General features: G+C 37.2%; 26 protein-coding genes. 11 read left to right on the plus strand and 15 right to left on the minus strand.

The annotated features are described in order from the left end of the window. Positions 1-21: 21 nt before the first annotated feature. The 4 genes from hemE to hemA form a co-directional block, all read right to left on the minus strand. Positions 22-1,047, minus strand: coding sequence for a uroporphyrinogen decarboxylase (gene hemE / locus AC5P2S_RS01550; RefSeq protein WP_494555986.1), 1,026 nt, complete (start codon positions 1,045-1,047; stop codon positions 22-24). 137 nt (positions 1,048-1,184) lie between these two features. Then, positions 1,185-1,874: a uroporphyrinogen-III synthase gene (locus AC5P2S_RS01555; protein ID WP_494555987.1), complete on the minus strand. Its 690-nt coding sequence runs from the start codon at positions 1,872-1,874 to the stop codon at positions 1,185-1,187. Between the two features lie 123 nt (positions 1,875-1,997). Continuing rightward, positions 1,998-2,906: a hydroxymethylbilane synthase gene (gene hemC, locus AC5P2S_RS01560; protein ID WP_494555988.1), complete on the minus strand. Its 909-nt coding sequence runs from the start codon at positions 2,904-2,906 to the stop codon at positions 1,998-2,000. Next, positions 2,875-4,164, minus strand: a complete 1,290-nt coding sequence (hemA, locus tag AC5P2S_RS01565; protein WP_283415605.1) for a glutamyl-tRNA reductase — start codon at positions 4,162-4,164, stop codon at positions 2,875-2,877. Before hemA ends, hemC begins: the two co-directional genes overlap by 32 nt. A 287-nt stretch (positions 4,165-4,451) precedes the next feature. On the opposite strand from hemA, the gene AC5P2S_RS01570 reads away from it, so the two are divergent. The 5 genes from AC5P2S_RS01570 to rodA all read left to right on the plus strand — a co-directional run bounded on the left by AC5P2S_RS01570 (position 4,452) and on the right by rodA (position 10,252). Beyond that, entirely contained in the window at positions 4,452-5,477 is a 1,026-nt protein-coding gene (locus tag AC5P2S_RS01570) for a rod shape-determining protein (protein WP_072996932.1), read from the plus strand. Positions 5,478-5,563: 86 nt separating this feature from the next. After that, on the plus strand, positions 5,564-6,418 hold the full coding sequence (gene mreC, locus AC5P2S_RS01575) for a rod shape-determining protein MreC (RefSeq protein ID WP_283415604.1): 855 nt from the start codon (positions 5,564-5,566) through the stop codon (positions 6,416-6,418). Next, positions 6,408-6,914, plus strand: coding sequence for a rod shape-determining protein MreD (locus AC5P2S_RS01580; protein WP_283415603.1), 507 nt, complete (start codon positions 6,408-6,410; stop codon positions 6,912-6,914). Before mreC ends, AC5P2S_RS01580 begins: the two co-directional genes overlap by 11 nt. Before the next feature lie 87 nt (positions 6,915-7,001). Then, on the plus strand, positions 7,002-9,026 hold the full coding sequence (locus AC5P2S_RS01585) for a peptidoglycan D,D-transpeptidase FtsI family protein (RefSeq protein ID WP_494555989.1): 2,025 nt from the start codon (positions 7,002-7,004) through the stop codon (positions 9,024-9,026). Continuing rightward, positions 9,023-10,252, plus strand: coding sequence for a rod shape-determining protein RodA (gene rodA, locus AC5P2S_RS01590; protein WP_494555990.1), 1,230 nt, complete (start codon positions 9,023-9,025; stop codon positions 10,250-10,252). Before AC5P2S_RS01585 ends, rodA begins: the two co-directional genes overlap by 4 nt. Before the next feature lie 36 nt (positions 10,253-10,288). On the opposite strand, the gene AC5P2S_RS01595 is transcribed toward rodA, so the two are convergent. Together AC5P2S_RS01595 and AC5P2S_RS01600 are read right to left on the minus strand one after the other, a co-directional pair. Next, on the minus strand, positions 10,289-11,662 hold the full coding sequence (locus AC5P2S_RS01595) for an alpha-amylase family glycosyl hydrolase (RefSeq protein WP_494555991.1): 1,374 nt from the start codon (positions 11,660-11,662) through the stop codon (positions 10,289-10,291). A gap of 354 nt (positions 11,663-12,016) precedes the next feature. Beyond that, positions 12,017-13,639 (minus strand): ABC-F family ATP-binding cassette domain-containing protein, encoded by a 1,623-nt coding sequence (locus tag AC5P2S_RS01600; RefSeq protein ID WP_494555992.1) that lies wholly within the window; start codon positions 13,637-13,639, stop codon positions 12,017-12,019. Positions 13,640-13,711: 72 nt separating this feature from the next. Here AC5P2S_RS01600 and smpB point away from each other — a divergent pair, with 72 nt between their 5' ends. The 3 genes from smpB to AC5P2S_RS01615 all read left to right on the plus strand — a co-directional run bounded on the left by smpB (position 13,712) and on the right by AC5P2S_RS01615 (position 16,571). After that, the gene (gene smpB / locus AC5P2S_RS01605) at positions 13,712-14,176 is read left to right on the plus strand and encodes an SsrA-binding protein SmpB (RefSeq protein ID WP_283415598.1); all 465 of its coding nucleotides are present in this window, start codon (positions 13,712-13,714) and stop codon (positions 14,174-14,176) included. A gap of 67 nt (positions 14,177-14,243) precedes the next feature. Next, positions 14,244-15,731 (plus strand): OmpA family protein, encoded by a 1,488-nt coding sequence (locus AC5P2S_RS01610; protein ID WP_494555993.1) that lies wholly within the window; start codon positions 14,244-14,246, stop codon positions 15,729-15,731. A gap of 99 nt (positions 15,732-15,830) precedes the next feature. After that, the gene (locus tag AC5P2S_RS01615) at positions 15,831-16,571 is read left to right on the plus strand and encodes a YebC/PmpR family DNA-binding transcriptional regulator (protein WP_494555994.1); all 741 of its coding nucleotides are present in this window, start codon (positions 15,831-15,833) and stop codon (positions 16,569-16,571) included. Positions 16,572-16,643: 72 nt separating this feature from the next. Here the strand turns inward: AC5P2S_RS01615 and rpmA are convergent, their stop codons facing one another. Next, positions 16,644-16,901 carry a 50S ribosomal protein L27 gene (gene rpmA / locus AC5P2S_RS01620; RefSeq protein WP_007842221.1) on the minus strand — a complete coding sequence of 86 codons (258 nt, stop codon included), beginning with the start codon at positions 16,899-16,901 and terminating at the stop codon, positions 16,644-16,646. Positions 16,902-16,929: 28 nt separating this feature from the next. Continuing rightward, positions 16,930-17,325 carry a 50S ribosomal protein L21 gene (gene rplU, locus AC5P2S_RS01625; RefSeq protein ID WP_120211803.1) on the minus strand — a complete coding sequence of 132 codons (396 nt, stop codon included), beginning with the start codon at positions 17,323-17,325 and terminating at the stop codon, positions 16,930-16,932. Between the two features lie 494 nt (positions 17,326-17,819). On the opposite strand from rplU, the gene AC5P2S_RS01630 reads away from it, so the two are divergent. The 3 genes from AC5P2S_RS01630 to AC5P2S_RS01640 all read left to right on the plus strand — a co-directional run bounded on the left by AC5P2S_RS01630 (position 17,820) and on the right by AC5P2S_RS01640 (position 21,077). Further along, a complete protein-coding gene (locus tag AC5P2S_RS01630; protein ID WP_494555995.1) occupies positions 17,820-19,322 on the plus strand; it encodes a GH3 auxin-responsive promoter family protein in 1,503 nt (500 codons plus the stop codon). After that, positions 19,319-19,684, plus strand: coding sequence for a hypothetical protein (locus tag AC5P2S_RS01635; RefSeq protein ID WP_494555996.1), 366 nt, complete (start codon positions 19,319-19,321; stop codon positions 19,682-19,684). Before AC5P2S_RS01630 ends, AC5P2S_RS01635 begins: the two co-directional genes overlap by 4 nt. 157 nt (positions 19,685-19,841) lie before the next feature. Then, positions 19,842-21,077, plus strand: a complete 1,236-nt coding sequence (locus AC5P2S_RS01640; protein ID WP_283415593.1) for an MFS transporter — start codon at positions 19,842-19,844, stop codon at positions 21,075-21,077. A gap of 135 nt (positions 21,078-21,212) precedes the next feature. Here the strand turns inward: AC5P2S_RS01640 and AC5P2S_RS01645 are convergent, their stop codons facing one another. From AC5P2S_RS01645 to AC5P2S_RS01675, 7 genes are all read right to left on the minus strand, one after another. Beyond that, positions 21,213-21,497: a type II toxin-antitoxin system RelE/ParE family toxin gene (locus AC5P2S_RS01645; RefSeq protein WP_494555997.1), complete on the minus strand. Its 285-nt coding sequence runs from the start codon at positions 21,495-21,497 to the stop codon at positions 21,213-21,215. Then, positions 21,494-21,715, minus strand: a complete 222-nt coding sequence (locus AC5P2S_RS01650) for a hypothetical protein (RefSeq protein ID WP_494555998.1) — start codon at positions 21,713-21,715, stop codon at positions 21,494-21,496. Before AC5P2S_RS01650 ends, AC5P2S_RS01645 begins: the two co-directional genes overlap by 4 nt. Before the next feature lie 35 nt (positions 21,716-21,750). Continuing rightward, positions 21,751-23,133: a phosphoglucosamine mutase gene (gene glmM, locus AC5P2S_RS01655; protein ID WP_494555999.1), complete on the minus strand. Its 1,383-nt coding sequence runs from the start codon at positions 23,131-23,133 to the stop codon at positions 21,751-21,753. 82 nt (positions 23,134-23,215) lie between these two features. Continuing rightward, positions 23,216-23,359: a FeoB-associated Cys-rich membrane protein gene (locus AC5P2S_RS01660; RefSeq protein ID WP_379953390.1), complete on the minus strand. Its 144-nt coding sequence runs from the start codon at positions 23,357-23,359 to the stop codon at positions 23,216-23,218. A gap of 7 nt (positions 23,360-23,366) precedes the next feature. Beyond that, entirely contained in the window at positions 23,367-25,397 is a 2,031-nt protein-coding gene (feoB, locus tag AC5P2S_RS01665) for a ferrous iron transport protein B (RefSeq protein WP_494556000.1), read from the minus strand. Continuing rightward, positions 25,394-25,648 (minus strand): FeoA family protein, encoded by a 255-nt coding sequence (locus tag AC5P2S_RS01670; protein ID WP_074235714.1) that lies wholly within the window; start codon positions 25,646-25,648, stop codon positions 25,394-25,396. Before AC5P2S_RS01670 ends, feoB begins: the two co-directional genes overlap by 4 nt. Before the next feature lie 97 nt (positions 25,649-25,745). After that, entirely contained in the window at positions 25,746-26,645 is a 900-nt protein-coding gene (locus AC5P2S_RS01675; protein ID WP_494556001.1) for a GLPGLI family protein, read from the minus strand. Between the last annotated feature and the right edge of the window lie 8 nt (positions 26,646-26,653).

Genomic DNA, 26,653 nt, shown 5'->3' on the forward strand with positions numbered 1-26,653 from the left:
ATCAATTGCTCCTTTTTTTGTTTATGCTTTCCATTCAACCACCGCTTTTATAAAAGCTTCGGCATTTTCTACAGGGATATTTGGTAAAATCCCGTGTCCGAGGTTGACGATGTATTTGTCTTTCCCAAAACGATTAATCATTTCGTGAACCATTTTTCTTATTGTTTCAGGCTTAGAATGTAATCTTGATGGATCAAAATTCCCTTGCAAAGTCACTGCGTTATTCGTGAATTGTCTCGCTAATTCCGGAGTGATTGTCCAATCAACACCAACAGCAGAAGCTTTAGATTTTGCCATATCTTCCAATGCAAACCAACAACCTTTTCCGAAAACTACAACGTGAGTTAACGGAGCAAGCGCTTCAACAATCTGATTGATATATTGCCAGGAAAACTCCTGATAATCTGCAGGCGAAAGCATTCCGCCCCAAGAATCAAAAACCTGAACCGCAGAAACACCTTTTTCAACTTTTCTTTTCAGATAAGCAATTGTAGTATCTGTGATTTTTTGCAAGAGTTTGTGCGCCGCTTCTGGTTGTAGAAAACAAAAAGACTTCGCAATATTGAAATCCTTAGAACCTCTGCCTTCTATGCAATAACAGAAAATCGTCCAAGGCGAACCGGCAAAACCAATCAGAGGAATCTCATTGTTCAGTTTTTCCAAAGTCATTTCTATTGCATCAAAAACATAACCCAAAGTATCATTTACATCCGGAACGATGACGTTATCAACTTGTTCGGCGGTTCTGATAGGTTCATCCAGCCAGGGTCCAACGGATTCTTTCATTTTGAAATCGATGCCCATTGCCTGCGGAACCACCAAAATGTCGGAGAACAAAATCGCGGCATCCAAAGGAAATCTTCTGATCGGCTGAACCGTGATTTCCGAAGCCAGTTCCGGCGTCTGACATCTTGTGAAAAAGTCGTATTTGTCACGCAAAGCGATGAATTCCGGCAAGTATCTTCCTGCTTGTCTCATCATCCAGACTGGCGGTCTTTCCACGGTTTCCCCGCGAAGCGCTTTTAAATATAGATCGTTTTTAATCATTTTATATATTATTTTGGGCGCCTTTATCCGCCTTCCACTCCCGCTTTTTTTTTTATACAAAAAGAAAAAGAGCTCCGTTCAAGTCGGGGCGCGCTTCGCAAAATACAGCTTTAGCCTTTCAAATCAAATCAGCATTGTCATACTGAGCCTGTCGAAGTAGCTTTTAAAATCAAATTCAATAAGTCAGCTAAAGTGTTTTTCGAGCTTGTAATTATTTTATTATCAGTCAGCTTTTCCAATTCGGAAGTCGTTGTTTTTCCAATCGAAAAAATCTTCACGCCATCCAAACTATTAAACTTTGCAAAACTACGAACTCCACTCGGACTGAAAAAAACAATCGCCTGATATTTCTCATCGATTTTCGGGTAAAGTAGTTCCGTTTTATAAACAGGGAGTTTTTTGTAAGAAATATTCTGCAGAGGAAGCCTTTTGTCCAAAATATCAATCGCAATATTACCGCAAAAATGCAGAAATTTTTCATTCACAGAATTTTCAACAATGAATTGCGAAAGTTCACTCGCATTCTTGCAAAGTTTAAAAGCCCCGAAATTATGTTTCCTCAATTCTTTTTTCGTTTGCGAACCGACAACGTAGATTTTGTTATAATTTTTTGGCACTGTAAAATTCTCATTAGGTTCGAAACCATTCTTAAAAAAGGCTTTAACACCATTCACGCTTGTAAAAATCAGCGAATTGTTTTTTAAACCGAAAGTTTTAGTTTTTAAAATTTCAGTATGAATGACTTCAACAAAATCAACCGAAAAATCTGTTCCCAATTTCTCGGAAACTTTTTCTTTGTCCAATGATTTTGTAAAAAGGATTTTCATTGTGCGGATTTTTAACACAAAGCTCACAAGGTTTTTTCACAAAGAACACAATATTAATACTTAATAAATGAATCTATTTGTGAACATTGTGTAAAATTTTTGTGCCCTTTGCGGTTTAATATTTTACAGGCTTTTTCGGATTTCATCCATCAATTCCTTGCCTCCATTTTTCAGAACTTCCAAAGCAATTTTCTCTCCGAAGTTTTCAGAATCGTTCCAATCAAAAATTTCATCGGTTTCGATGCAGTTTTTCCCATCAAGGGAACAAAGTCTTCCCAGGAATCGGATTTGTCCGTCAACCATTTCAGCTTTTGCGCCAATCGGAGCAGTACAACCACCTTCAAGCGTTTTTAGAAATTCTCTTTCTATCGCTACACAGATTTCTGTTTCTTTATGAGAAATCGATTTTAAAGATTCGTTTAATTCTTTATTATCAGACAAACTTGCGATCGCAACAACCCCTTGCGAAGGTGCTTGCAATAAGAACGGAATCTGTTCGTAGTGGATATCCAGATTCATTCTTTTGATTCCTGCCAAAGAAAAAATAGTTGCATCGGCGATGCCGTCGTCCAGTTTTTTCAAACGTGTCTGAACATTTCCTCTGATATCCGTGAATTCGGTTTCAGGAAATTCCTTCAGCCAGAACGCCCGTCTTCTCAAGCTGCTGGTCGCGATTTTCAGAACTTCCAAATCCAAAGGTTCCGCATCATTATTTCTTACCAACACATCTTCAGGGAAATCTCTTTCCAAAACCGCAGAAATCCGAATGTTTTGTGGCAATTGGGTAGGAACATCTTTCAGAGAATGAACCGCAATGTCTATTTCTTTATTTAATAAGGCAATATCCAAATCTTTCGTGAAAACACCGGTAATTCCCAGTGCATAGAGCGGTTGGTCAAGATTTTTGTCTCCGGAACTCAGGATAGGAACAATCTCGGTTTCAAAACCCAATGCTTTAAGTTTTGATTCAACTTCGTGAGCCTGCCAAAGTGCAAGCGGACTATTTCTCGTTCCTATTCTTATTGTTTTCATAAGATTCTTGTTTATGAATATCCAGAATTTCCTCCATTAATTTAGTGACTTCGTTCGCACGCAAAGGATTTTCCAGGATGTATTTTGCAAATCGATTGGTTAGTTTTTGCACCAGTTTGTTAGATAATTCCATATCTTCAATTTTAGCATAATTGAATTTTTTATGGATGTTGTGCATTTCATGTTCCTCAATCTGTTTCAAAGAGTTTTTGAACTGATTGATATTCGGAGCCAGTTTTCTCTTTTTTTCCCAATCTACAAATTCCTTTGCCATTTCTTTGATAATGCTTTCGGCTTTCGGAATTTCTTTTTTTCGCTGTTCCATCGTTTGTTTGATGGTTTGCGAAAGTTGGTCAACATCAATCAGGGTTACATTTTCCAGCTCACCTATTTCCTTCTGAACATTATTCGGAATCGATAAATCGATGACCAGCATTTCTTTATCTTTTGGAAAATTGGTTTCGTCAATAATATATTTCTGCGCGCCTGTTGCTACAATCAGAACGTCAGTTTGCTTCAGCTCTTCCGGAAACAGATTGAAATCAATTTGTGGGATTTTATATTTATCAGCAATTTTCTCAGCTTTTTCAAAAGAACGGTTGGCTATTTTGATTTTTGGCTGATAGATGTGTTTTACGAGATTTTCAATTGTATTTTGTCCGATTTCTCCAACACCCAAAAGAAGAATATTCTTCTCGTGAATATGCCTTGTATTATTCAATATATAATGAACGGCGGCGTAGGAAACAGAAGCCGAACCTGTACTGATTCCGGTTTCATTCTTGATTCTTTTGGATATTTGAATCGATGAGTTAATTGCTCTCTCAAGATATGGATTAGAAAAGTCCTTATATTTTTTGAACCGCTGATAAGCATTTTTGATTTGGGAAACGATCTCAAAATCACCGATAATCTGACTTTCCAGACCTGCTGCAACGCGGAAAAGGTGGAAAAGTGCATCTTCGCGCTGGATCACATTCACATATTGTAAAAAATCTGAGAGGCTGACACCAACCGTATCGCAGTATAGCTCTGCAATGTGAAGGTAATTTTTGGTCGTTGAATAAATCTCCGTTCTGTTACAGGTAGAAACCACAAAAGCGTCACCATAGTCCTGCTCGTGGATTTGGTTGACAAACGACTTGATGTGTTCATCAAAAAATGCAAATTTTCCACGAGTTTGTGCATCAGCTTTTTCATAACTGATGCTGAGAACGGCAAAATCAGAAGTTTGATGGAATTTATTTTTTTGGCTCATTTTCAGTTGGCAAATTTACAATTTTTAAAACTAAGAGCGTTTATGAATATCATTTTGAAAAATTGACAAAATCTATAAACTTTATCAAAATTAACAACAGATTTTCAAAGATGTAATTAAGTTGTTGAAGTTTTGATATGATGGAAATATTCTGGACTGTTTTTTATAAATTTTTATAAACCTGCGGCTTCAAATTTTAATAAAATTTTAACCAAATTATTTTGAATTGAATATATAGAATGAGTCTAAATTTATATCTTTGTAAACTTAACAATTATTGAACGGAAATGGGTTTATTGGATATGTTCACGCAGGAGATTGCGATTGACTTAGGTACGGCGAATACGCTAATTATACACAACAACAAAATTGTTGTAGATCAGCCTTCTATCGTTGCGATAGAGCGCTCTTCCGGGAAACCGATTGCTGTTGGAGAACAGGCAAAACATATGCAGGGGAAAACTCACGAGGATATAAAAACAATCCGCCCGTTGAAGGATGGCGTTATCGCCGATTTCCACGCTTCCGAACATATGATTAAGGAATTCATCAAACAGATTCCTGGTATCAAAGGGAAGCTTTTTCAACCCGCATTAAGAATTGTTATTTGTATCCCGTCCGGCATTACTGAGGTTGAGAAAAGAGCGGTGAGAGACTCTGCCCAGAAAGTTAATGCGAAAGAAGTTCGTTTGATTTATGAGCCGATGGCGGCCGCAATAGGAGTTGGGATTGATGTTCAGAAACCAGAAGGTAATATGATTATCGATATAGGTGGCGGTACAACAGAAATTGCCGTGGTTGCACTTGGCGGGATTGTTTGTGACAAATCTGTGAAAATCGCAGGGGATGTTTTCACAAACGATATTGCTTATTACTTAAGAACGCATCACAATTTATATATCGGCGAAAGAACAGCGGAAAGAATCAAATTGGAAGTTGGTTCAGCAGTTGAAGAATTGGATGTTCCGATTGATGATATTCCTGTACAAGGTCGTGATTTGATTACCGGAAAACCGAAGGAAATTATGGTCAACTATAAAGAAATTGCCAAAGCGCTTGATAAATCGATTATAAGAATCGAGGATGCGGTAATGGAAACTTTATCTTTGACGCCTCCGGAACTGGCTGCCGATATTTACAAAACGGGTATTTATCTTGCTGGGGGTGGTGCTCTTCTGAGAGGTTTGGCAGACAGACTTCACAGAAAAACCGGACTTCCTGTTTTCGTTGCAGAAGACCCGTTGAGAGCTGTTGTAAGAGGAACAGGGATTGCTCTTAAGAATATGGATAAATTCAATTTCTTAATTAAATAATACAATTATCTGTAAAATTTGAATGAAGTTTGACAGTGTCAAATAACATGTCATTTATAATTTTTCAATTATCATTTATAACTTAGATGGGTGCTTTGCTGAGATTTTTTTCAAAGAATGCATTGTTTGTGTTCTTTATATTCTTACAATTGGTGGCAATTGTACTGATATTCAGCAAGAACTCTATGCAACAAAGTTTCCTGGCGGCAAAAACTGCGGCCTTTAATTCCTGGGTTTCAGGTTACATTGATGAAGGAACATCTTACCTGAAATTAAAACAAATCAATGAAGACCTTGTTACTCAGAACAAAGCTTTGATGAAAGAACTTTACGGAAAGGAAAAGTTGGACAAACCTGTTTTCCGAAGAGTTTATGATACCATCGGAGGTGGGCAGATTTATACCTTTGTTGATGGTGAAGTTGTTTTCAATAGCATCAATAGAAAAGATAATTACTTTACAATCAATAGGGGACGCTTGCAAGGCGTTAGTTCCAAAATGGGTGTTATTGCGCCTCGCGGAATTGCCGGAATCGTCATTAATACAACGGATAATTATTCTTTGGTACAATCGGTTTTGAGTACCAATAAAATCAAAATCAGTGCTTCGCTTAAGAAGTCCGGCTATTTCGGGACGTTATCCTGGAAAGGTGATGATTCCAGAACGATGACCTTATCAGATATTCCTAAATATGTTCCGCTAAAAGTTGGCGATACTGTTGTGACCGATGGAAAATCATCCATTTTTCCGGCAGGAATTATGGTTGGTACGGTTGCCGGTTACCAGGTTGATAGCAAAACAGGATTCTGGGATGTGTCTGTAGAGTTAAGCGAAAAAATCGGAAAATTGAGTACGGTTTACGTTGTAAGAAATCTCAAAAAATCAGAAGTTCAGAAAATAGATGATACTTTAAAAGCTCAAATTAAAAAAGATGGTCAGTAGAAACATTGCATCCGACTTGCTTCTGATAGCATTGCTTACAGCTTTTCAGGTTTTCATTCTGAACAGAATTGCTTTGTTTGGTCAATACATTCCTGTGCTTTATCCTGTGTTTGTGATGTTTTATCCGTTTTTCCGAAATCAGTTCCAGTTTTTAGGATTGAGTTTTCTATTAGGATTATGTGTGGATGCGTTTTTAGGAACCTGGGGGATTAATGCTTTTGCAACAACGGTTATCGCGTATTTTAGAACAATTATATTCCGGACATCTACGGATACAACGACGGATTTTTTCTCTTTCCAAAGTATCCAATGGACACAGTTCATATTTTTTATTATCACGAGTATTTTTATTCACCAATTTTTGGTACAGTTCATCGAATTTTTTAAATTCAACAGGTTCTTTGAAATTTTATTTAATGTAATAGTAACCAGTATAATTTCGTTCGTATTTATATTAGCCTATACATTAGCATTTAAAATCAAGCAAAAAGTCTGAAACCGAAAAATGTGTATAAAAAAACAATCCAAATTTTCTTTGACATGGAGGTTGCATATGTCCTCTTAAAAAAATAGAAAGGTACATATGAAATCACAATATCTCAGAATTATTCTCGCCCTTTCTGTCATTGCACTAATATTTATTGCAAGGTTGTCGTATTTGCAATTATTTACAGACAGATATGCGCTTAATGCAGCCAATACTTCCATTAAAATCGAATATGTCATTCCGCCAAGAGGTGTTATTTTTGACAGGAACGGAAAAATTCTTGTAGGTAACCAGCCGGCATTTGAGATTTCTTACACAGCGGCACTATTAAAACCGGATTTTGATACGCTTGGATTCTGTAAGCTCGTTAACATCTCAAAACCGGAATTCATCAAAACGATGAAAAATATTGAGAAAGAGAAATATTATTCCCGATTGACACCAATGACTTTTATGAAGAATCTGAGTCGTGAGGATATGGCGAGAATTCAGGAATTGATATTCAAATACCCTGCTTTTAGTATTGTTCCCCGTCCGCAAAGACAATATGAAATCAACACTTCTGGAAATCTTTTAGGCTATACCAATCAGGTTAATGATAGTGATATCAAGAAGGACTCACTGTATTATCTACCCGGAGATATTGCTGGAAAAAGTGGAATAGAAAAAGCTTACGAAAAAGAACTCCGGGGTGAAAAGGGGATGAAATATATCCAGAAAGATATTCGCCAAAGAAGCATCGGCTCATATAAAAACGGAGAACTTGATAAAGAAGTGGTTACAGGAAAAGATTTGACTTTAACCATCGATTACGATCTGCAAAGAATGGCCGAAGAAATGCTCGTAAACAAACATGGAGCAATCGTGGCAATTGATCCTAATAATGGCGAGATTCTAACAATGGCAACCGGCCCCGACATCGATCCGAATCTTTTTACAGGACCAAATAAATCCAGAAATCTCTATCGGTTGGCTAACGATACAATATACGAAAACAAACCAACGTTTGACCGTTCTGTTCAGGCGGCTTATCCTCCTGGATCCACATTCAAATTGCTGACTGCGCTTGCCGCTATGCAAATGGGTGTAATGACAGACAAAACGGTTTTTCCTTGTGGAGGTGGTTTTAATTATAGAGGTCTAAGAATCAAAGGTCATGGTGGCGCAGACCCATTGATTCCGTCAATTCAGGTTTCTAGCAACTGTTATTTTAGTTATGCTTACCTTAATATCATTAATAAATACCCGGGAAATCCATCGAAAGGCGTTGATGAATGGAAAAAGATCCTTAATAGCTTCGGCGTTGGAGAATTTTTAAATAATGACTTAGCGGTCGGTGCAAAAGGTAGAATTCCATCCGGAGAATTCTATGAGAAAAGAATGGCACACATCTATAAAGCCAGCGGTTCTAAAAAAGATCCTAAAAACTGGGATCCATTAGCAACGGGAGCAATATTCAACGGAATGGGGCAGGGCGATGTATTGCTTACTCCAATTCAAATGGCCAACTTTGTGGCTGCTATTGCTAACAAAGGCTGGTATTATACGCCTCATATTGTCAAATCGATTGACGGAAAACCAAATCCCGACCCAAGATTCAAGAAAAAGCATTATACATTGGTTCAGAACCCTCAGTTTTATAATGTTGTAATTCAGGGTATGGAAGCCGTAATGCTGAGAGGAACAGGGCGTGGGCTGATGTCCAAAGATTTCACTCAATTGGCCAAAACAGGAACAGCGCAGGTTCCGCAAGGAAAGGATAACTCTATTTTTGTTTTAATTGCGCCGGCAGATAAACCAAAGATTGTTGTAGCTGCCGTTATGGAACACGCAGGATTTGGTGCAACCTGGGCTGGTCCGGCTTGTACAACGATTGCTGAAAAATATATCACAGGAGAACTGAAGAGAGAACACCTTTACAAGAAAATGATTACCTCCAGTTTTATGCCGGAGTATAAACGTCAGTATATTGCCGATATGAAAAGAAAAGGCTGGTACAAAGAACCTCCCGTAGATTCTGTGAAACTCAAGAGAATCAAAGACAGCCTGCAGGCAATTAATGAAAAAAAACTGAAAAAAGACAGCTCAAAAGTTAAACCTTTAAAATCCGGTACAAGATGAAGTGGGCAGAAGGTATAGATAAATTAGGGATTGGACTTTACATCCTTTTATGTGTTTTCGCAATAGTTAACATCAATAGTGTTGATGCAGGTCTAGGAAAGAAACAAATGATTTTCTTCGGGATCTCATGCTTTGTCGGATTGATTATATTCTTCATGCGAACAAAGTTTTTCGAGAATATGTCAGCGATTATCTATGTTGGAGGCGTTTTATTACTGGTCGGGCTTTTTCCTTTTGGAACGGAAATCCTGGGACAGAAAAACTGGTACAAGTTCGGAGGATTTACAATGCAACCGGTAGAATTTGCAAAAATCGGAACCGCTCTTATGCTGGCAAATTATGTCTCGAACCCTGATTTTAATCTCAAGAACAGAAAGGTTCTTTATACCTCCTTGGCAATTGTTGCCATTCCCGGAGTTGTTGTTTTGATGATTCCCGACGTTGGTTCTCTTCTTGTATTTTTTGCATTTTTAATGGCACTTTACAGAGAAGGACTTTCCGGTTGGTTATTCGGTGTAATATTTATTTTTGCAGCCGTTTTTTTGGTTTCAATTGCTGTTAATCCGTTATATGTCGTAATTGCAATTCTAATTATAGCCGCCATTTTTGTTTTCCTTAATTTCTATTCTATACAGGGAAATGTGATGTACATCATCGCAATTGTTCTTACAGTTGGTGTTCTGAGCGCGCTATCTTACGGCTCACCTTATATATTAACAAAGTTGCCAAAGCATCAACGTGAGAGAGTTGAAGTTTTATACAAAGGTGAAAAAGCATTTCGTGATACATCGGGATATAATTTGCTCTACTCAAAAACAGCAATAGGTTCAGGTGGACTTACGGGAAAAGGCTATAAGCAAGGCTCTGTGACACAAGGCAAATTTGTTCCCGAACAGGAAACCGATTATATCTTTTGTACTGTTGGTGAAGAATGGGGTTTTCTTGGTAGTACAATGCTTATACTTTGTTATGCCATTTTTATCGGAAGGATCTATTATCTGGCGGAACAGCAAAAATCCACCTTCAACCGTGTTTTCGGCTATTGTTTTGCATCCATATTATTGATTCACTTTGCCATAAATCTTGGAATGGTTATGGGACTTTTTCCAACTGTTGGGATTCCGTTGCCATTTTTCAGTTACGGTGGAAGTTCGCTTCTGGCATTTTCCATTATGACTTTTATTTTCTTTAAACTCAATTACGCAGACAAAAACAGCCTCGTATAAACGAAGCTGAATGTTTTTTTATATAATTAAATTGAATTAATTCTTAACCAAAACCAGATATTCCCAAGGTTTCAGATTAATAACCGTTTTGTCAGAATTAATATTAAAAATCTTTCCGGTAAATAATTCTCTATATTGTCCGTAATAATATTTGGTATCAACAGAAGTGGGGAGACTTTTATCGGAAAAATTGAAAATAGATAAAACTGCATCGTCGTTCTTCTCTCTGTAAAAAGATAATACATCATTCATCTGGTTGTTGGTTACCCGGATCATTTCTCCACCCCATTTTCCATTCCAGAGCGCTTGATTATTATGTTTCAGATCAAATAATTTCTGGTACATACCATAGAATTTGTGGTCTTTCCAAACGATTTCATCTTTCTCAAAAAACGCAAGACTTCTGTTCAATCCTGCTTCTTGTCCGCTATAAACCAAAGGCATTCCGTTGGCAGTTCCGCAAAGAGCCATTGCCGTTTCCAGGCCTTTTCCGAAATTAGAAAACTGATTGCCTTCCCAGGAATTTTTATCGTGATTATCTGTGAACAACATTCGGTAAGAATCGTAAGGGAAGCTCCCAACATCGTGCGCCATATATTCGTATAAAGCATTGGCGCCCTTTCCGCCAGTTGTCGCCAGTTTTAGTTTGTCCCAAAGCGACCAGGAATAGGTCATGTCAAATGATTTTCTGTAAAGATCGCGGGATTCCCATTCGGCCAGCATAAAAACAGGTTTGATCTGGTCAAGCTCTTCTCTTGCATTTTCCCAAAAATCAACCGGAATAAAACCCGCAACATCACATCTGTAACCATCGATGTTAGCTTCTTTCACCCAATATTTAAGAGCGTCAGTCATATATTCCCGGAAGTCCGGATTGTTATAATCGAAATCGATGACATCATCCCAATCGTACCAAGGTGTCGGTTGGAAGTTTCCTTCTCTCGATTTTGTGTACCAGTCCGGATGTTCTTTTGCTAAAGGATTGTCCCAGGCAGAATGATTTCCTACCCAATCGATAATGACGTACATTCCCATCGAATGGATTTTGTCAACCAAACTTTTCAGATCGCTCAAAGTTCCAAAATCAGGATTAACCCCTTTGAAATCTTTTACTGAATAATAACTTCCTAATTTTCCTTTTCTATGTACTTCTCCAATGGGATGAATCGGCATCAACCAAAGAATATCAACACCCATTTTTTTGAGTCGTGGCAGATGTTTTTCAAATGCTTTGAAAGTACCTTCTTTGGTATATTGTCGGATATTAACTTCGTAAATTGTTGCATTTTTGCTCCATTCCGGATGTTTGAGCTGCACGTAGGGCTTTGGCTGATAACGGGAATCTTTGTTCTGTGACATTCCCAGAAACGGAATTAGCAGAATCAAGAGAAGATATTTTAATGAATTCATAAGGTTGATATATTTTATTAAAATTAAAAAAATGCTTCACTATGTTTTTAATTTATTTTAATATTTTTTCTCTCATTAATTTCAATGCAGCCAAAGTCTCAACCCAACTAGAGGTCGTGTCAACCAAACAAGGCATCGTTCAAAAAAAACAAAGGTTCGTTTCAATCCAACAAAGCATCGTTCTGGGAAAACAAAGGTCGGTATCGATCGGACAAAGAATGGTTTCAATCGAACAAAACGCAGATTCAATTCAACAAAGCATCGTTTCAGTCCAACAAAGCATCGGCTGTATAAAAATAAAAAAGCATCCCAAAATTTGAGATGCCTATATGAAATTTATTTTTCCAATCAGGATTAAGAATACATCTGATCCTGTAATTCTTTGATTTTTTTGTCTCCAAGATATTCGTCGTAAGTCATATCTCTGTCTATGATTCCTTTCGGCGTCAACTCGATGATTCTGTTACAGACAGTTTCCAACAATTCGTGGTCATGAGAAGATAACAGGATGTTACCTTTGAAGTTATTCAAAGAGTTGTTCAAGGTTGTAATACTTTCCAAATCCAGGTGATTGGTTGGCTCATCCAAAAGAAGAACATTAGCTTTCTGAAGCATCATTCTACTGAACATACAACGCATTTTCTCACCACCGGAAAGTACTTTACAAGATTTTAGAGCCTCGTCTCCGGAGAACAGCATTCTTCCCAAGAAACCGCGCATAAACTCTTCGTGTCTTTCCTCATCATTCTTTGTGAATTGTCTCAGCCAGTCTACCAGGTTAACATCATCCTGGAAGTAATCTGTGTTGTCCAAAGGCATATAAGATTGGTTGGTGGTTACACCCCAATTATAAGTTCCTTTGTCCGCTTCAGTTGTTCCGGAAATGATTTGGAAAAACTCTGTAATAGCCAATGAATTTCTGGAGATAACAGCTACTTTATCCCCCTTTTTAAGGTTTAGGTCGATGTTTGAGAACAACAATTCACCGTCTTTTGTTTTTTCAAGACCTTTCACATCCAGAATCTGGTCGCCAACTTCTCTTTCGATATCGAAAATAATGGCCGGATAACGTCTTGAAGAAGGTTTGATATCATCGATGTTCAGTTTGTCAATCATCTTTTTACGTGCAGTTGCCTGTTTAGCCTTCGCTACGTTGGAACTGAACCGTGCGATGAAGTCCTGTAATTCTTTTTTCTTTTCTTCTGCTTTTTTGTTAGCCTGAGCTCTTTGTCTTGTTGCTAACTGAGACGCCTGATACCAGAAGGAGTAGTTACCTGTGTATAGGTTTAATTTTGAATAATCTAAGTCTCCAATGTGTGTACAAACGGCATCTAAGAAGTGACGGTCGTGAGATACTACAATTACGGTATTTTCATAATCTGCTAGGAAATCTTCCAACCAGGCAATTGTTGAGATATCCAGGTCATTGGTAGGCTCATCCAGAATTAGAACGTCAGGGTTACCGAACAATGCCTGAGCTAGCAAAACTCTTACTTTGTCCTTATTTTCCAGTTCCGACATCATTTGGTAATGCATGTCATCTTTGATTCCAACGTTAGAAAGCATTGTTTGCGCATCAGCTTCGGAGTTCCAGCCGCCCATTTCGTCATAGATAACGCCTAATTCTCCTGCTTTGATTCCATCCTCATCAGAAAAGTCTTCTTTAGCATAAAGCGCATCCATTTCTTCTTTGATTTCGAAAAGCCTTTTGTTTCCTCTAAGAACGGTTTCTAATACGGTGAAGTTATCATAAGCGAAGTGATCCTGCTCCAGAACAGACATTCTTTTTCCCGGCTCCAAAGAAACGTTACCGGATGTGGATTCCTGCTTTCCGCTTAATATTTTAAGAAATGTAGATTTCCCGGCACCGTTGGCACCGATTATCCCATAACAATTTCCTTTCGTGAATTTTATATTAACTTCGTCAAAGAGAACTCTCTTTCCGAACTGTAATGATAAATTAGATACTGTTAACATATAGTTTTGTAAATTTGCCAGCAAAAATACGAAAATAAGTTGGGATAGTGAAGTGTCACCAAGCATTAACATATGAAAGTTAAAATCGAAAAATCTGTTAATATTTTTAACAAGCGCGCCCGTTTCGAATATGAGATTCTGGAAGAATATGAAGCCGGAATTGTATTGACGGGAACAGAAATAAAATCGCTCCGTTCTTCCAAAGCATCCATTACAGAAAGCTTTTGCCAGTTTATTGAAGATGAATTGTATATCATTAATATGATGATTGATGAATATAAATTAGGAACTTTTTACAACCATAAAACAAAAAGGGAACGGAAGTTGCTACTGCATAATTACGAATTGCAAAAACTTAAAAAAAAGTTAAAGGATGTTGGGAATACTATAATCCCATTGAAGTTATATATCAATAATAATGGGAAAGCAAAATTGCTAATTTCCCTTGCTAGAGGAAAAAAACTGTATGATAAAAGAGAGGCAATAAAAGACAGAGAAAATAAAGTCAACATTCAGCGATTGTTAAAGAAAAACTAAAAAAACTTTGTTTATAAAGAAAAATTATATTTATTTTGCATTATCAATTATTTAATCATTTAATTCTATGAAAAATCTAAAATTAGGAATTTCAGCATTGGCGCTTACTGTTGCCTCTACTGTTTTCGCACAAACTACTACCAATAAGTGGGTAATAGGAGTAGGTGCTCATGGAGTGAATCACGTTGCTCAAAGAAACAATTTTAGCAATACGTTCTCATTCAACAATTTTAAAGACAATTTATTTGGAGTGTCCAAATATTCAATTACACCACCTCTATCTAAATTAACTGTTGCGAGAAGCCTTGGTAAAGGTTTAGTTCTTGACTGGCAAACTACCGTTGGGAATGTAGATAACAAGAGATTCGGAATGGATAAAGAATTTTTCCTGATGACCGGGCTTGGTATTCAATTTAAAGCAGCTGGTCTTCTTTGGGATGAAGAATCTTGGTTTGATCCGTATTTGAGAGTTGGTGCTAACTATTTGAGACACGACTATACAGGGCTTACTTTCCCTAGAACTGCTGATCCAAAATATGGCGATTATTATGCAGCTTATAATGATGATGGTGATTTAACAGGAAAAGCAAACCACTTTACTGTTAGTACAGGTGCGGGTATTAACTTCTGGGTAACTAAGAACTTCGGTCTTGGTGTTCAAGGAGATTATGTTACTACGCCAGTTGATAAGTCGAATGTTGCCAACTTCTGGCAAGCTTCCGCTTCATTGTTGTTCAGATTTGGTAATACTGACAGAGATAAAGACGGAATTCCAGATAAAGATGACAGATGTCCTGATACGCCAGGTTTACCTGAGTTCCAAGGATGTCCTGATACAGATGGAGACGGTATTCCAGATATCGATGATCAATGTCCAGACGTAGCTGGTCCAAAAGAAAACAATGGTTGTCCTTGGCCAGATACAGATGGTGATGGTGTACTAGACAAAGATGATGCTTGTGTTGACGTTCCTGGTCCAGCAGAAAACAAAGGTTGCCCTTGGCCAGATACAGATGGTGATGGTGTACTAGATAAAGATGATGCTTGTCCTACAGTTCCTGGACTTCCAGAATATCAAGGATGTCCTAAGCCAGCAGCAGCTTATGCTACTGAAGCGACTGGAGCTCTTCAAAATATCTTATTCGATTTCAACAAAGCTACATTAAGACCAGAATCTGCTGGTAAAATTAATCAAGCTGCAGAAATCCTTAAAGGTGCTAAAGAGGCTACATTCTTAGTAACTGGTCACACGGATGCTAAAGGTTCTGAAGCTTACAACTTGAAATTATCTAGAGAAAGAGCAGCTTCTGTTGTTAAAGCTCTTGAAGCACAAGGAGTAAATGCTAACCAATTGAAATCAGTTGGAGTTGGTAAGAGAGATGCTAAAGTTCCTGCTACAGCTTCTGATGCTGAAAGACAAGCTGATAGAAAAGTTGTTGTTGAAGCTGTGAATGGTGCAGCTTGGGACGCTCTTCAAAAATCAGATCTTCCAGTAGTTGAGAAAAAAGTTGTGAAAAAAGCTCCAGCTAAAAAATCAACTAAAAAAAGAAAATAATTAAACATTATTTCTAAATAAAAATGCCTCCAAGTAATTGGAGGTATTTTTTTTATTTCTATAATTCAGTATTTTTGCACAAATAAATAATCACAAAAAATGGGAAGAGCATTCGAATATAGAAAAGCTTCAAAAATGGCCAGATGGGATAAAATGGCCAAAACATTTTCAAAAATAGGAAAGGATATTGCCTTGGCAGTAAAAGCCGGCGGAACTGATCCGGAATCCAATCCAGCATTGCGAAGATGCATTCAGAATGCTAAAGGTGCCAATATGCCAAAAGACAATGTCGAAAGAGCAATAAAAAAGGCAAGCGGTGCAGATGCGGAAAACTATGAGGAAATCACTTATGAAGGCTACGGACAAGGCGGAGTTGCTTTCTTTGTAGAATGTACGACTAATAATCCAACAAGAACTGTAGCTAATGTCAGAGCGATTTTTAATAAGTTCGATGGAAATCTTGGTAAGAATGGTGAATTAGCTTTTATCTTTGATAGAAAAGGTATTTTCACAATCGATAAAGCTCAGATCAAATCCGATTGGGATGATTTCGAAATGGAAATGATTGATGGTGGCGCAGAAGAAATCGACCAGGACGAAAATGAAGTTATGATTACAACAGCATTCGAAGATTTCGGTTCTATGTCTCATAAATTAGACGGACTTGGAATCGAAGCAAAAAGTGCCGAATTACAAAGAATTCCGAACAATACCAAAGGAATGAGCGACGACCAGTTCAAGGCCAATATGAAGATGCTGGAGCGCTTTGAAGAAGATGATGATGTTCAGAACGTATTCCACAATATGGAGTTCACAGAAGAACAATTAGAGTTAATGTAAAAGAGGAACATAATCGTAAAAAAAATCCCGACTGAAAAGCCGGGATCTTTTATTTTTATAAAACGCTGTTGATTATGCGTTTGGTTCAACAGAAACGAAAGATCTGTTGTTTGCTTTCTTTCTGAAAACTACTTTACCGTCTACCAATGCAAACAAAGTGTGGTCTTTACCCATACCAACGTTTTCACCTGGGTGGTGTTGCGTACCTCTTTGTCTGATGATGATGTTACCGGCAATAGCTTCTTGACCTCCGAAAATCTTAACACCTAGTCTTTTAGAGTGAGATTCTCTACCGTTTTTGGAACTACCGACTCCTTTCTTGTGTGCCATTTTATTTTAAGCTTTTTTGGATTAAAAATTATTCAGCAGATTCGCTGGTTTCTGTTACTTCAGCTTTAGCAGCTTTCTTAGGAGCAGCTTTTTTAGCCTCTTTTTTCGCACCGTCAAATCCAGTAATACCAGTTACAAGAATTTGAGTTAATTGCTGTCTGTGACCATTTTTCTTAGCATAACCTTTTCTTCTTTTCTTTTTGAAAACGATTACTTTGTCAGCCTGAACATGGTCAAGAATTTCTACATCTACGGTGATACCGCTTACAGCCGGGGCACCTACAGTTACTGCACCGTTCACAGTAAGAAGAACTTTATCAAAAGAAACTTTTGCTCCTTTATCTCCTTTCAAACGGTTCACAAACAACTTTTGGTTTTGCTCAACTTTGTATTGAAGCCCTGCTATTTCTACAATTGCAAACATTGTTTATAAATTTTTATAATTATTCGAGGTGCAAAAGTAAACAATTTCTTTGAAAATCACAATACTTCTTTGAAAATTTTAAATCTTTGAATCTCAGAATCTTTAATTTTATTTTGGGCAGCTTAATCCGCCTTCCGCTCCCAATCTTTTTGTCTTGCGAACGAAATGAAGCAATCTGTTGAACCTTTGTACACTCGCAATAACAAAAAGGATTTCCGCTTAAGTCGGGCTGCAGATACAAAACAAAAACAATTTTTCAACATAAAAACAGCATTTGTCATTCCGTAAGAAACCTAACGAACTGGTTCGATGAATCAATTTCAACAGTTTAGATTTAGAGCGTATAAAAATTTTTTACTAAGTTTACGGCTTTGCAACCTTAAAACTATTTTCAATAATAACAAAAAGTCTTTGCGGACCTTGCGTTAAAATATATAGACATACACAACTTTTACACAAGAAAGCTATAAATTTGACAATTGAAAATTTTATCAATGCTAAATTTCATTAAGAAAAAGATTGCGCTCATCTGGGCAAAAAAACATATCGAAAAATCCAAAAGTTTTAAAACCAAAGCGATCAAAGATCAGCAGGAATTGCTTTTAGATTTGGTAAAGACAGCGAAAAAAACATTATTCGGAAGAGAACATCAATTTGAAGCTATAAAATCGATTGAAGATTTCCAAAAAAATGTCCCTGTTGCAGATTACGAAGATCTGAAACCATACATAGAGAAAGTCAAAAAAGGACAATCCAAAATCCTTTGGCCGGATTTGCCAGAATATTTCGCCAAAACTTCCGGAACAACATCAGGTTCCAAGTATATCCCGATTTCCAAAGAAGCAATGCCTTTTCAGGTTGCTGCTGCTCAAAGTGCGATTTTCCATTACATCGGGAAAAAAAATAACGCCGATTTTGTTGGTGGAAAAATGATTTTCCTTCAAGGTTCTCCGGAGCTGGAAGAAATCAGCGGTGTAAAAACCGGAAGACTGTCAGGAATTGTCGCTCATCACATCCCGAATTATCTTCAAAAAAACAGATTGCCGAGCTGGGAAACCAACTGTATCGAAGACTGGGAAACCAAGGTAGATAAAATCGTGGAAGAAACCGAGAGGGAAAATATGACCCTGATTTCCGGGATTCCGCCCTGGCTGATTATGTATTTTGAAAAACTCATTGACAGACACAACAAAAAAATTACACAAATTTTCCCGAATCTTCAGTTAATCATCACAGGTGGCGTGAACTACGAACCTTACCGTGACAAGATGAACGAATTGCTTGGAAAACCTGTCGACATTGTTCAGACTTTTCCAGCTTCGGAAGGTTTCTTTGCATTCCAGGATGATTATACAAAAGAAGGATTATTGCTGTTGACCAATCACGGGATTTTTTACGAGTTTATTCCACTCGAACAATATGGAAAACCCAATGCAGAAAGATTGACATTAAAAGATGTTGAGCTTAACAAAGATTATGCATTGATCCTGACGACTAACTCAGGACTTTGGGCGTATTCTATTGGAGATGTTGTGCGGTTTATCGATAAAAATCCTTACCGGATTTTGGTTTCGGGAAGAACGAAACATTTTACTTCGGCTTTCGGAGAACACGTGATCGCATTCGAAGTTGAAGAAGCTTTGAAAGCAACGGTTGAAAAGTTTCCTGCTCAGATTACCGAATTTCACCTCGCGCCAGAAGTTAATCCCGAAGAAGGCTTACCTTACCATGAATGGTTTATCGAATTTGAAAAAGAACCTGAGAATTTTAGTGCTTTCAAATCTGAACTTGATTTACAACTCAGACAACGGAATACTTATTATGATGATTTGATTTCTGGAAATATCCTACAACCGTTGATTATTACGAAGCTGAAAAAAAATGCGTTTCAGGATTATGCCAAATCTGAAGGGAAATTGGGGGGACAAAATAAAATTCCTCGTTTGGCGAATGATAGAAAAATTGCAGTATATTTGGCAAAACTAAATTTACAATGAGAACTTTTTCTTTTATTATTTGTCTGCTTCTTTTGTTACAATCCTGTACTACGACTATCTATAGGAATAATGTGAATAAAAATGATTTTTCTTCACTTCAGGTAGGAAAGAATTATACAGTTTATGAGTACAATAAACCTAAATATAAGATTAGACTTTCCAGTGTGGAGGAAGATAAAATAATTGGAATTGCTAATAGTCAGGAATTAACCATTGCAAAGAATGACATAAGGGTTATTAAAAAAAATAATCCGGGCGGGACAACAGCTATTGTAGTAGGTTCTGTTGTTGGTGTGACGGCATTTGTCGCATTAATTGTGTCATTAGTTAACAGTTCTACTACTAATTATTATTACTACTAAGATTTAAAAGCATAGGTAATACAATCTGATTCTTTTTGAATATTCAGGTTTGACGATGATTCTGAACCCGCTGCGATTGCAATGTAAATCGGTTGAAGCTCCTAAAAAATTATAGTTTATGTGAAAGTAATTGGCGTACAACGACTACTTTTGTATAATGATTTCTTTTACACCACTTCGCGTTTTAAAAAATATAGAATTCCGCCATCTCCTGACAGGAAGATTCTTCCTTATCATCGCTTTCAGGATGCTCGCAACCTTGCTAGGTTGGTGGGTTTATCAGTTGACAAAGGACCCGTTTTCTATTGGATTAATTGGACTTTCGGAAGTGATTCCTGCGGTTTCATGCGCACTGTATGCCGGTCATATCATTGACATGAACGAGAAGAAAAAACTGCTATTGATTTGTAATTATGCCTATGTGGTTCTGATAAGTTTGCTATTGATTCCGGCTTTTTTTGGACACAGGATGCATTTTACAGGACACGAGATTACTTATTTTATTTATGCGGTCATTTTTTTTACGGGAATTTCGCGTTCGTTTCTCGGTCCATTAGTTCCAAGTATGATTCCGAGAATTGTGAAGCAAGAAAATCTGCCTTATGCTGTGACGCTGAACCAGGCAACCTTCTTAATTGCTTCGGTTTCCGGTCACGCTTTAGGCGGTTTTCTGATTGCGCTGATAACAATAAAATGGACACTAGTGGTAATTATTGGCAGTATGTTTTTGGCTTCTTTGTTTTTTTGGACTTTACACCAACAGCAATCTGAAAATAAAAATAAGGATGTGAAAGTTTTCGAAAGTATGAAGGAAGGATTGGCTTACATTTATAAAACAAAAGAGATCTTCGGCGCTCAGATGCTGGATATGTTCGCGGTCCTTTTTGGTGGTGCAGTTGCGATGATTCCGGTTTTTGCAAGCGATATTCTGAAGGTGGGCTCAGAAGGTTTCGGACTTTTGAATGCGGCTTCTGATATTGGTTCGATGTTGATTATTATTACTTTGTCATTAGTTCCATTGAAGAAAAACCAAGGAAAAATTTTGCTTTGTGTAGCAACTGGATTTGGACTGTGTATTATAGGATTTGGATTGTCGAAAATGTATTGGCTGTCATTTGGATTCTTAGTTTTAAGTGGGATGTTGGACGGCATCAGTGTTGTGATTCGTGGAACGATTGTTCAGTTGAAAACACCAGAAGAAATCCGCGGTAGAGTTCTTAGCGTTAACTCGATTTTCATTATGTCAAGTAATGAACTGGGGCAGTTTGAAAGTGGATTGACTGCCAAATTAATGGGTGTTGTACGTTCTGTTGTTTTCGGTGGGACGATGACGGTTTTAACAGCTTTGTTCATTGGCACAACTTCTAAGAAGCTGAGGAATATGGAGTATTAAGCAGATTTTGCCAAAATTGAAGTCTGCAAAATACAAAAACAAGTCTGTTTGAAACCAAATACAAAGTGCGGAATCCTAAAAACAAGCGTGATTGTAACTAATTAAAAAAGGAAGCAAATTTTGCTTCCTTCAATTTTATAACGAATTTGGATTTCTTCGGTTGTCGAAAAAAGCGTTAATTTTTATTGTATTCTTTGTTGTTCGATAGACAATTGAGAAATTTTCAAGCACCAAAACTCTTCTTGAATTCCGTGAAACAACTTCGCCAACAAAAGGATTTTCTGCAATAATATTTATCTTTCGAAGTGTTTCGTCTAATAACTTTTCAGAGTAACTATCAGATTTGTTGTGATTAATCCAAAAATTGAATGTGTTATCAAACTCTTTCTTTGCTCGATTTGTCCATTCTATTTTTCTCATCTACCGTACGATTTCAAAAAATCTTCGTGCGATATTAGTCTGCCTTCCTCTATGTCTTTCTCTCCTTCTTTGATTAATTCAATTTGCCAATCCGTTAACTTTGTTTCGTCGTAATTTTCATTCTTTGAAATTAACGTCTTGATAAAAAGATGAAGCTCTTCCAATTTATTAACCGGAACATCTTTTATTTCTTCAAGAATTGTATTGAGGGTAAGCATCTTGTCTAATTTTTATTAAAATTAATAAAAATATTTTATATCAAACTTTTGATTTTTGCAATCATATCATTGCCCAATTTATCAGCTTCTTCCTGCGAAAAAGCTTCGGTATAAATCCTGATAATCGGTTCTGTATTAGATTTTCTCAAGTGAACCCAATTTTCTGCAAAATCAATTTTCACACCGTCAACAGTAGAGATTTCTTCATTTTTAAATTCATTCTGAACTTTCACCAGCAAAGCATCAACATCAATTTCAGGCGTTAATTCGATTTTCTTTTTGCCCATAAAATAAGCCGGATAACCTGCTCTCAGTTCAGAAACCGTTTTATTTTCTTTTGCTAAATGAGTCAAGAATAATGCAACACCAACCAAAGAATCTCTTCCATAATGCAAATCAGGATAGATAATACCACCATTTCCTTCGCCCCCGATTACAGCATTTTTCTCTTTCATCAGGTTAACTACATTAACTTCACCGACAGCGCTTGCAAAATATTCTGAATCCAGATTTTTAGCAACATCTCTCAAGGCACGGCTTGAAGAAAGATTGGAAATAGCAGCCCCTTTTTTATTTTTCAAAAGATAATCTGCAACAGCAACCAGAGTGTATTCTTCGCCAAACATTTCGCCTTTTTCATCGATCAAAGCCAGTCTGTCAACATCCGGATCCACAACGATTCCCATATCTGCACCTTCTTTTTTTACCAATTCGCAGATGTCACCGAGATGTTCTTTTAAAGGTTCGGGATTATGAGGAAAATGGCCGGTCGGTTCACAATATAATTTCACAACTTCGACGCCTAATTTTTCCAAAAGTGGTGGAATAGAAATTCCTCCAGTAGAATTAACCGCATCCAAAACCACTTTGAATTTCTTAGCTTTTATCGCTTCAACATCTACCGTTGGTAATTCCAAAATCTTCTGAATATGAATATCAAAACCATCTTCTCTGGTTTCATATTTTCCCAGATCATCCACCTCCGCATAATTGAAGTCTTCATTTTCTGCCAAAGCCAAAACTTCTGCGCCGTTTTCTCCACTGATGAATTCTCCTTTGTCATTCAACAATTTCAGGGCGTTCCATTGTTTTGGATTGTGAGAAGCCGTCAGGATGATTCCGCCGTCAGCTTTCAGTTCAGGAACCATAACTTCAACAGTTGGCGTTGTAGAAAGTCCCAAATCAACCACATTGATCCCAAGACCTTGCAAAGTGGCAGTAACCAAAGAAGAAACCATTTGACCGGAGATTCTCGCATCTCTTCCGATAACTAAGGTTAAATCTTTTTTATTTTTATTGTTCTGAAGCCAGGTTCCGAATGCCGAAGCAAATTTCACCACATCAAGCGGCGTCAGGTTATCGTTGACTTTTCCGCCAATAGTTCCGCGGATCCCGGAGATTGATTTTATTAATGACATTTTCTAATTTTAAGGTTTGGCAAAAATACAATAATCTGACATTTGCTAAAAAATAAAGTGTCCGATATGAACACTTTTTATTTTAAGAACAGCCACAATCCGGACCGCAGTTTTTTCCTTTGTTTTTTTTAGAAAATGTTTTTGAGAATTTTCGGACAATAGCATAGATGGCGGCTAAAACAATGACGCCCACGATAACATATTGTATGATTAACGAATTGTCCACGTATAATTTACTTTAAAATCTGATAAACAATCAAAGCCGAAAAGTATGCCAAAAATGTCATTGAGACAGTTTGTAACATTGTCCATTTCAAGCTTCTCGTTTCCCTATAAACAACTGCAATAGTTGAGATACACTGCATTGCAAAAGCATAGAAAATCAAAATCGAAACACCAGTCGCAAAGCTGAAGACTTTTTCGCCGTTGGGTTTAACATCCAGTCTCATTTTCTCGATCAATTTTCCTTCAGGCGCCTCATCGTCCAAACTGTAAAGTGTGGATAATGTTCCAACAAAAACCTCTCTAGCCGCAAAACTGGTCAGGATTCCGATTCCCATTTTCCAGTCGTAACCGAGTGGTGCAATGGCAGGTTCCATCGTTCTTCCGATTCTTCCCAGATAAGAATGGTCCAATGAAGAATTGGTTGCTAGGATTTCATTTTTATGTTGTGGCGGACCAAAATAACTCAAAGCCCAAAGAATAATACTGACGGTGAAAATCACTTTTCCAGCTCCTGAAATGAATTCCCAGACTTTTCCTAACACCAGTTTGAAATCATAACCAAACAACGGCATTTTGTAAGTCGGTAAATCCATTACCAGGAAACTCTTGATTTTGGTTTTGATGAAACTTTTCAATATAAATGACGATAACAAAGCCATTAGAAAACCCAACAGATACATTATCATTAAGGCAATTGCTCTGTATTTGATACCATAAAAATTCTCGTCAGGAATAATCAATCCGATGATAATACTGTAAATAGGAAGTCTTGCAGAACACGTCATAAAAGGCGTTACAAGAATTGTAATCAATCTTTCTTTGACATTTTCGATGTTTCTTGTGGACATTATCGCAGGAATCGCACAAGCTGTCCCAGACACTAATGGAACAATACTTTTTCCATTCAGTCCAAAAGGTCTTAGCATCCTGTCCATCAGGAAAACAACTCTCGCCATATATCCCGAATCTTCTAACAAATAAAGGAAATACAAAAGGATTCCAATCTGCGGTGCAAAAACCAAAATCCCGCCAATTCCCGGAATAATTCCACTGGAAACCAAAGAATTGACCGGCCCTTCCGGAAGATGATCCGCTGAAAAAGCTGATAGCCAGGTGAAAAAATCTTCAATCCAGGTCATAGGATATTCTGCAAGGAAGAAAACGCTTTGGAAAATCAATAATAAAATCAATAAAAAAATCAGATATCCCCAAACTTTATGAACTAGAATCTTGTCTAATTTTTCTGTCAGTAATTCCTTTAACTGCGGTTTTTTCTCAGTAATTTCAGAGGTGATTTTATCAATATTCTGATAGCGTCTTACCGTTTCGGTAATCTGCAAACGTTTTGGAACACTGCATTTGGTGTCTTCCTGAGTAATGATTTCGTGGATGTTTTCAATCTTTCCGAGATAAGTATCTGCGGCTAAAAGTGTCCAGATCTTGTAAAGATTCTTTTCTGACGTATTTGATGAAACCTTGTAAACCAAAGCTTTTTGCTCCAAAGGAATTTCGAAGGAATTAGTCTCCGCAATTTTGAATTCATTATTAAAAACCGCTTCCCGAACTGTTTCTATTCCGACATTATTTTTAGCGTTGGTTTCAAAAACCGGAATGTTCAGAATCTCTGAAAGCTTGGAAATATCAATTTTAATTCCTCGTTTTTCGGCCTCATCCACTTGATTGACTACCAAAACCGCAGGAATTCCCAAATCCTGAATCTGCTGAAAAAGAAGCAGACTTCTTCTCATATTAATCGCATCAGCAATGTAAACAACACCGGAATAATCTTCCTGAATCAGATAACGTGAAAATATAGCTTCATCTTCGGAAGTTGGGTAGATGCTGTAAGAACCAGGCAAATCTATAACCTCGATTTCCTCGTTTTTGTAAATATAATTTCCGGAATGGCTGGCCACTGTAACCCCGGCATAATTACCTGTTTTTTGCTTTCTGTTGCAAAGAACATTGAAAAGTGTGGATTTCCCGACATTAGGATTTCCTACCAATAGAATCTGTTTTTGTTTTTTCTCCTGCATCATTCCGAAACTTCTACCTGAATAAATCTTGCTTCTGCTTCTCTCAGGGCAATTCTGGTTTTGTCCGAGCCATATTCTATATAAAGCGGACCGTTAAAAGGAGCCTGATAAAGAACTCTGAAAGTGGTTTCCGGAAGCAGTCCCATTTCGATGATTTTTGTTGGCATCTGAAGGTTTTCATTATCATAACCAAGAATTTTCCCGATTTTGTTTTTCGGAAAACAACAGAGTTTATCGATGTGTTTTGTTTGCAAGACTAAAATTTTTGGACTACAAAGATAGCTTATTTTAAATAAATCTAAATAAGATGTTTGTCATAAAAAAACCGGAAACTAATTTCCGGTTTGTTATTTATTTTTTCTTTTTCTCTGTGGCCTGAACGACTTCTATTGGATTGTCATTCGCATTGAAAAAATCTTTTGCGATTTTTTCTTGATTTTTCATCATTTCACCTATTGTGATATCGCTGCCCGGCATTTTCATCGTCAGCATGTTTTGGGGAACCTGTGCACGCCATTCTGCCATCGGATCTTGCTTGAAAGCAGCATAGGCTTTTTCGAATTTATCCTTAGGGATAATTTTTTTCTCATTGCTTGTCATGCCGGATTTGGCCTGGATATCTTCTACGTAGGAAAACTCTTTCCAATCCTTCACTGTTTTGTTTCCGGACAACAGCCATGAATAGTTTTTACCTTCATCCTCAATTTTCACGATTAATCCAGGTAATCCGTAGAATTTGTAAGGTCCATCCTGAAAAGGTATATCTGTAGAAAACCAGGCTGTCCATTTTCTGCCACCAAATTCTGTTGTAGCTTTTTGAGTGTTGTATTCTCCGATCTTTTCTTTGTCAGAAAGGATTTTCCAGTCGAATTTTATATTCTCTTCGTAAGCGAAAAGGTTTTTGCTTATTCTGTCCACATATTGCTCCTTCATATCAGGATATAGTTTATATATCTTGAAAGCGAATTTTGGCATTTTTATCGTTTTCGATAAGTCTTTCCAAGTTTTGCTTTTCTGCATTTCTTCCACAGCTATTTTTATGATAGAATCCTGTGCAGTAATTGTGAAATCCTGGTAGATAGATTTGTCTTTGGTGATATCCAAAGTTGCCATTACCTTATCAATTTTTACTGAATCTTTTTTTGGTTTGAAAGAAAGTTCATAAAAGAAACGATTGGCAGTTTCTTGTGCAGAAATCATTAATCCTAATAATAGTAAAGGAAGAATGACTAATTTTTTGAGAGATTGCATGTTTTTTA

The organism is Epilithonimonas sp. 33E, assembly GCF_059372615.1.

Coding starts and splice junctions, on each gene's coding strand:
- hemE (WP_494555986.1), bottom strand. CDS start 1,047: ATGATTAAAAACGATCTATATTTAAAAGCGCTTCGCGGGGAAACCGTG.
- AC5P2S_RS01555 (WP_494555987.1), bottom strand. CDS start 1,874: ATGAAAATCCTTTTTACAAAATCATTGGACAAAGAAAAAGTTTCCGAG.
- hemC (WP_494555988.1), bottom strand. CDS start 2,906: ATGAAAACAATAAGAATAGGAACGAGAAATAGTCCGCTTGCACTTTGG.
- hemA (WP_283415605.1), bottom strand. CDS start 4,164: ATGAGCCAAAAAAATAAATTCCATCAAACTTCTGATTTTGCCGTTCTC.
- AC5P2S_RS01570 (WP_072996932.1), top strand. CDS start 4,452: ATGGGTTTATTGGATATGTTCACGCAGGAGATTGCGATTGACTTAGGT.
- mreC (WP_283415604.1), top strand. CDS start 5,564: ATGGGTGCTTTGCTGAGATTTTTTTCAAAGAATGCATTGTTTGTGTTC.
- AC5P2S_RS01580 (WP_283415603.1), top strand. CDS start 6,408: ATGGTCAGTAGAAACATTGCATCCGACTTGCTTCTGATAGCATTGCTT.
- AC5P2S_RS01585 (WP_494555989.1), top strand. CDS start 7,002: ATGAAATCACAATATCTCAGAATTATTCTCGCCCTTTCTGTCATTGCA.
- rodA (WP_494555990.1), top strand. CDS start 9,023: ATGAAGTGGGCAGAAGGTATAGATAAATTAGGGATTGGACTTTACATC.
- AC5P2S_RS01595 (WP_494555991.1), bottom strand. CDS start 11,662: ATGAATTCATTAAAATATCTTCTCTTGATTCTGCTAATTCCGTTTCTG.
- AC5P2S_RS01600 (WP_494555992.1), bottom strand. CDS start 13,639: ATGTTAACAGTATCTAATTTATCATTACAGTTCGGAAAGAGAGTTCTC.
- smpB (WP_283415598.1), top strand. CDS start 13,712: ATGAAAGTTAAAATCGAAAAATCTGTTAATATTTTTAACAAGCGCGCC.
- AC5P2S_RS01610 (WP_494555993.1), top strand. CDS start 14,244: ATGAAAAATCTAAAATTAGGAATTTCAGCATTGGCGCTTACTGTTGCC.
- AC5P2S_RS01615 (WP_494555994.1), top strand. CDS start 15,831: ATGGGAAGAGCATTCGAATATAGAAAAGCTTCAAAAATGGCCAGATGG.
- rpmA (WP_007842221.1), bottom strand. CDS start 16,901: ATGGCACACAAGAAAGGAGTCGGTAGTTCCAAAAACGGTAGAGAATCT.
- rplU (WP_120211803.1), bottom strand. CDS start 17,325: ATGTTTGCAATTGTAGAAATAGCAGGGCTTCAATACAAAGTTGAGCAA.
- AC5P2S_RS01630 (WP_494555995.1), top strand. CDS start 17,820: ATGCTAAATTTCATTAAGAAAAAGATTGCGCTCATCTGGGCAAAAAAA.
- AC5P2S_RS01635 (WP_494555996.1), top strand. CDS start 19,319: ATGAGAACTTTTTCTTTTATTATTTGTCTGCTTCTTTTGTTACAATCC.
- AC5P2S_RS01640 (WP_283415593.1), top strand. CDS start 19,842: ATGATTTCTTTTACACCACTTCGCGTTTTAAAAAATATAGAATTCCGC.
- AC5P2S_RS01645 (WP_494555997.1), bottom strand. CDS start 21,497: ATGAGAAAAATAGAATGGACAAATCGAGCAAAGAAAGAGTTTGATAAC.
- AC5P2S_RS01650 (WP_494555998.1), bottom strand. CDS start 21,715: ATGCTTACCCTCAATACAATTCTTGAAGAAATAAAAGATGTTCCGGTT.
- glmM (WP_494555999.1), bottom strand. CDS start 23,133: ATGTCATTAATAAAATCAATCTCCGGGATCCGCGGAACTATTGGCGGA.
- feoB (WP_494556000.1), bottom strand. CDS start 25,397: ATGATGCAGGAGAAAAAACAAAAACAGATTCTATTGGTAGGAAATCCT.
- AC5P2S_RS01675 (WP_494556001.1), bottom strand. CDS start 26,645: ATGCAATCTCTCAAAAAATTAGTCATTCTTCCTTTACTATTATTAGGA.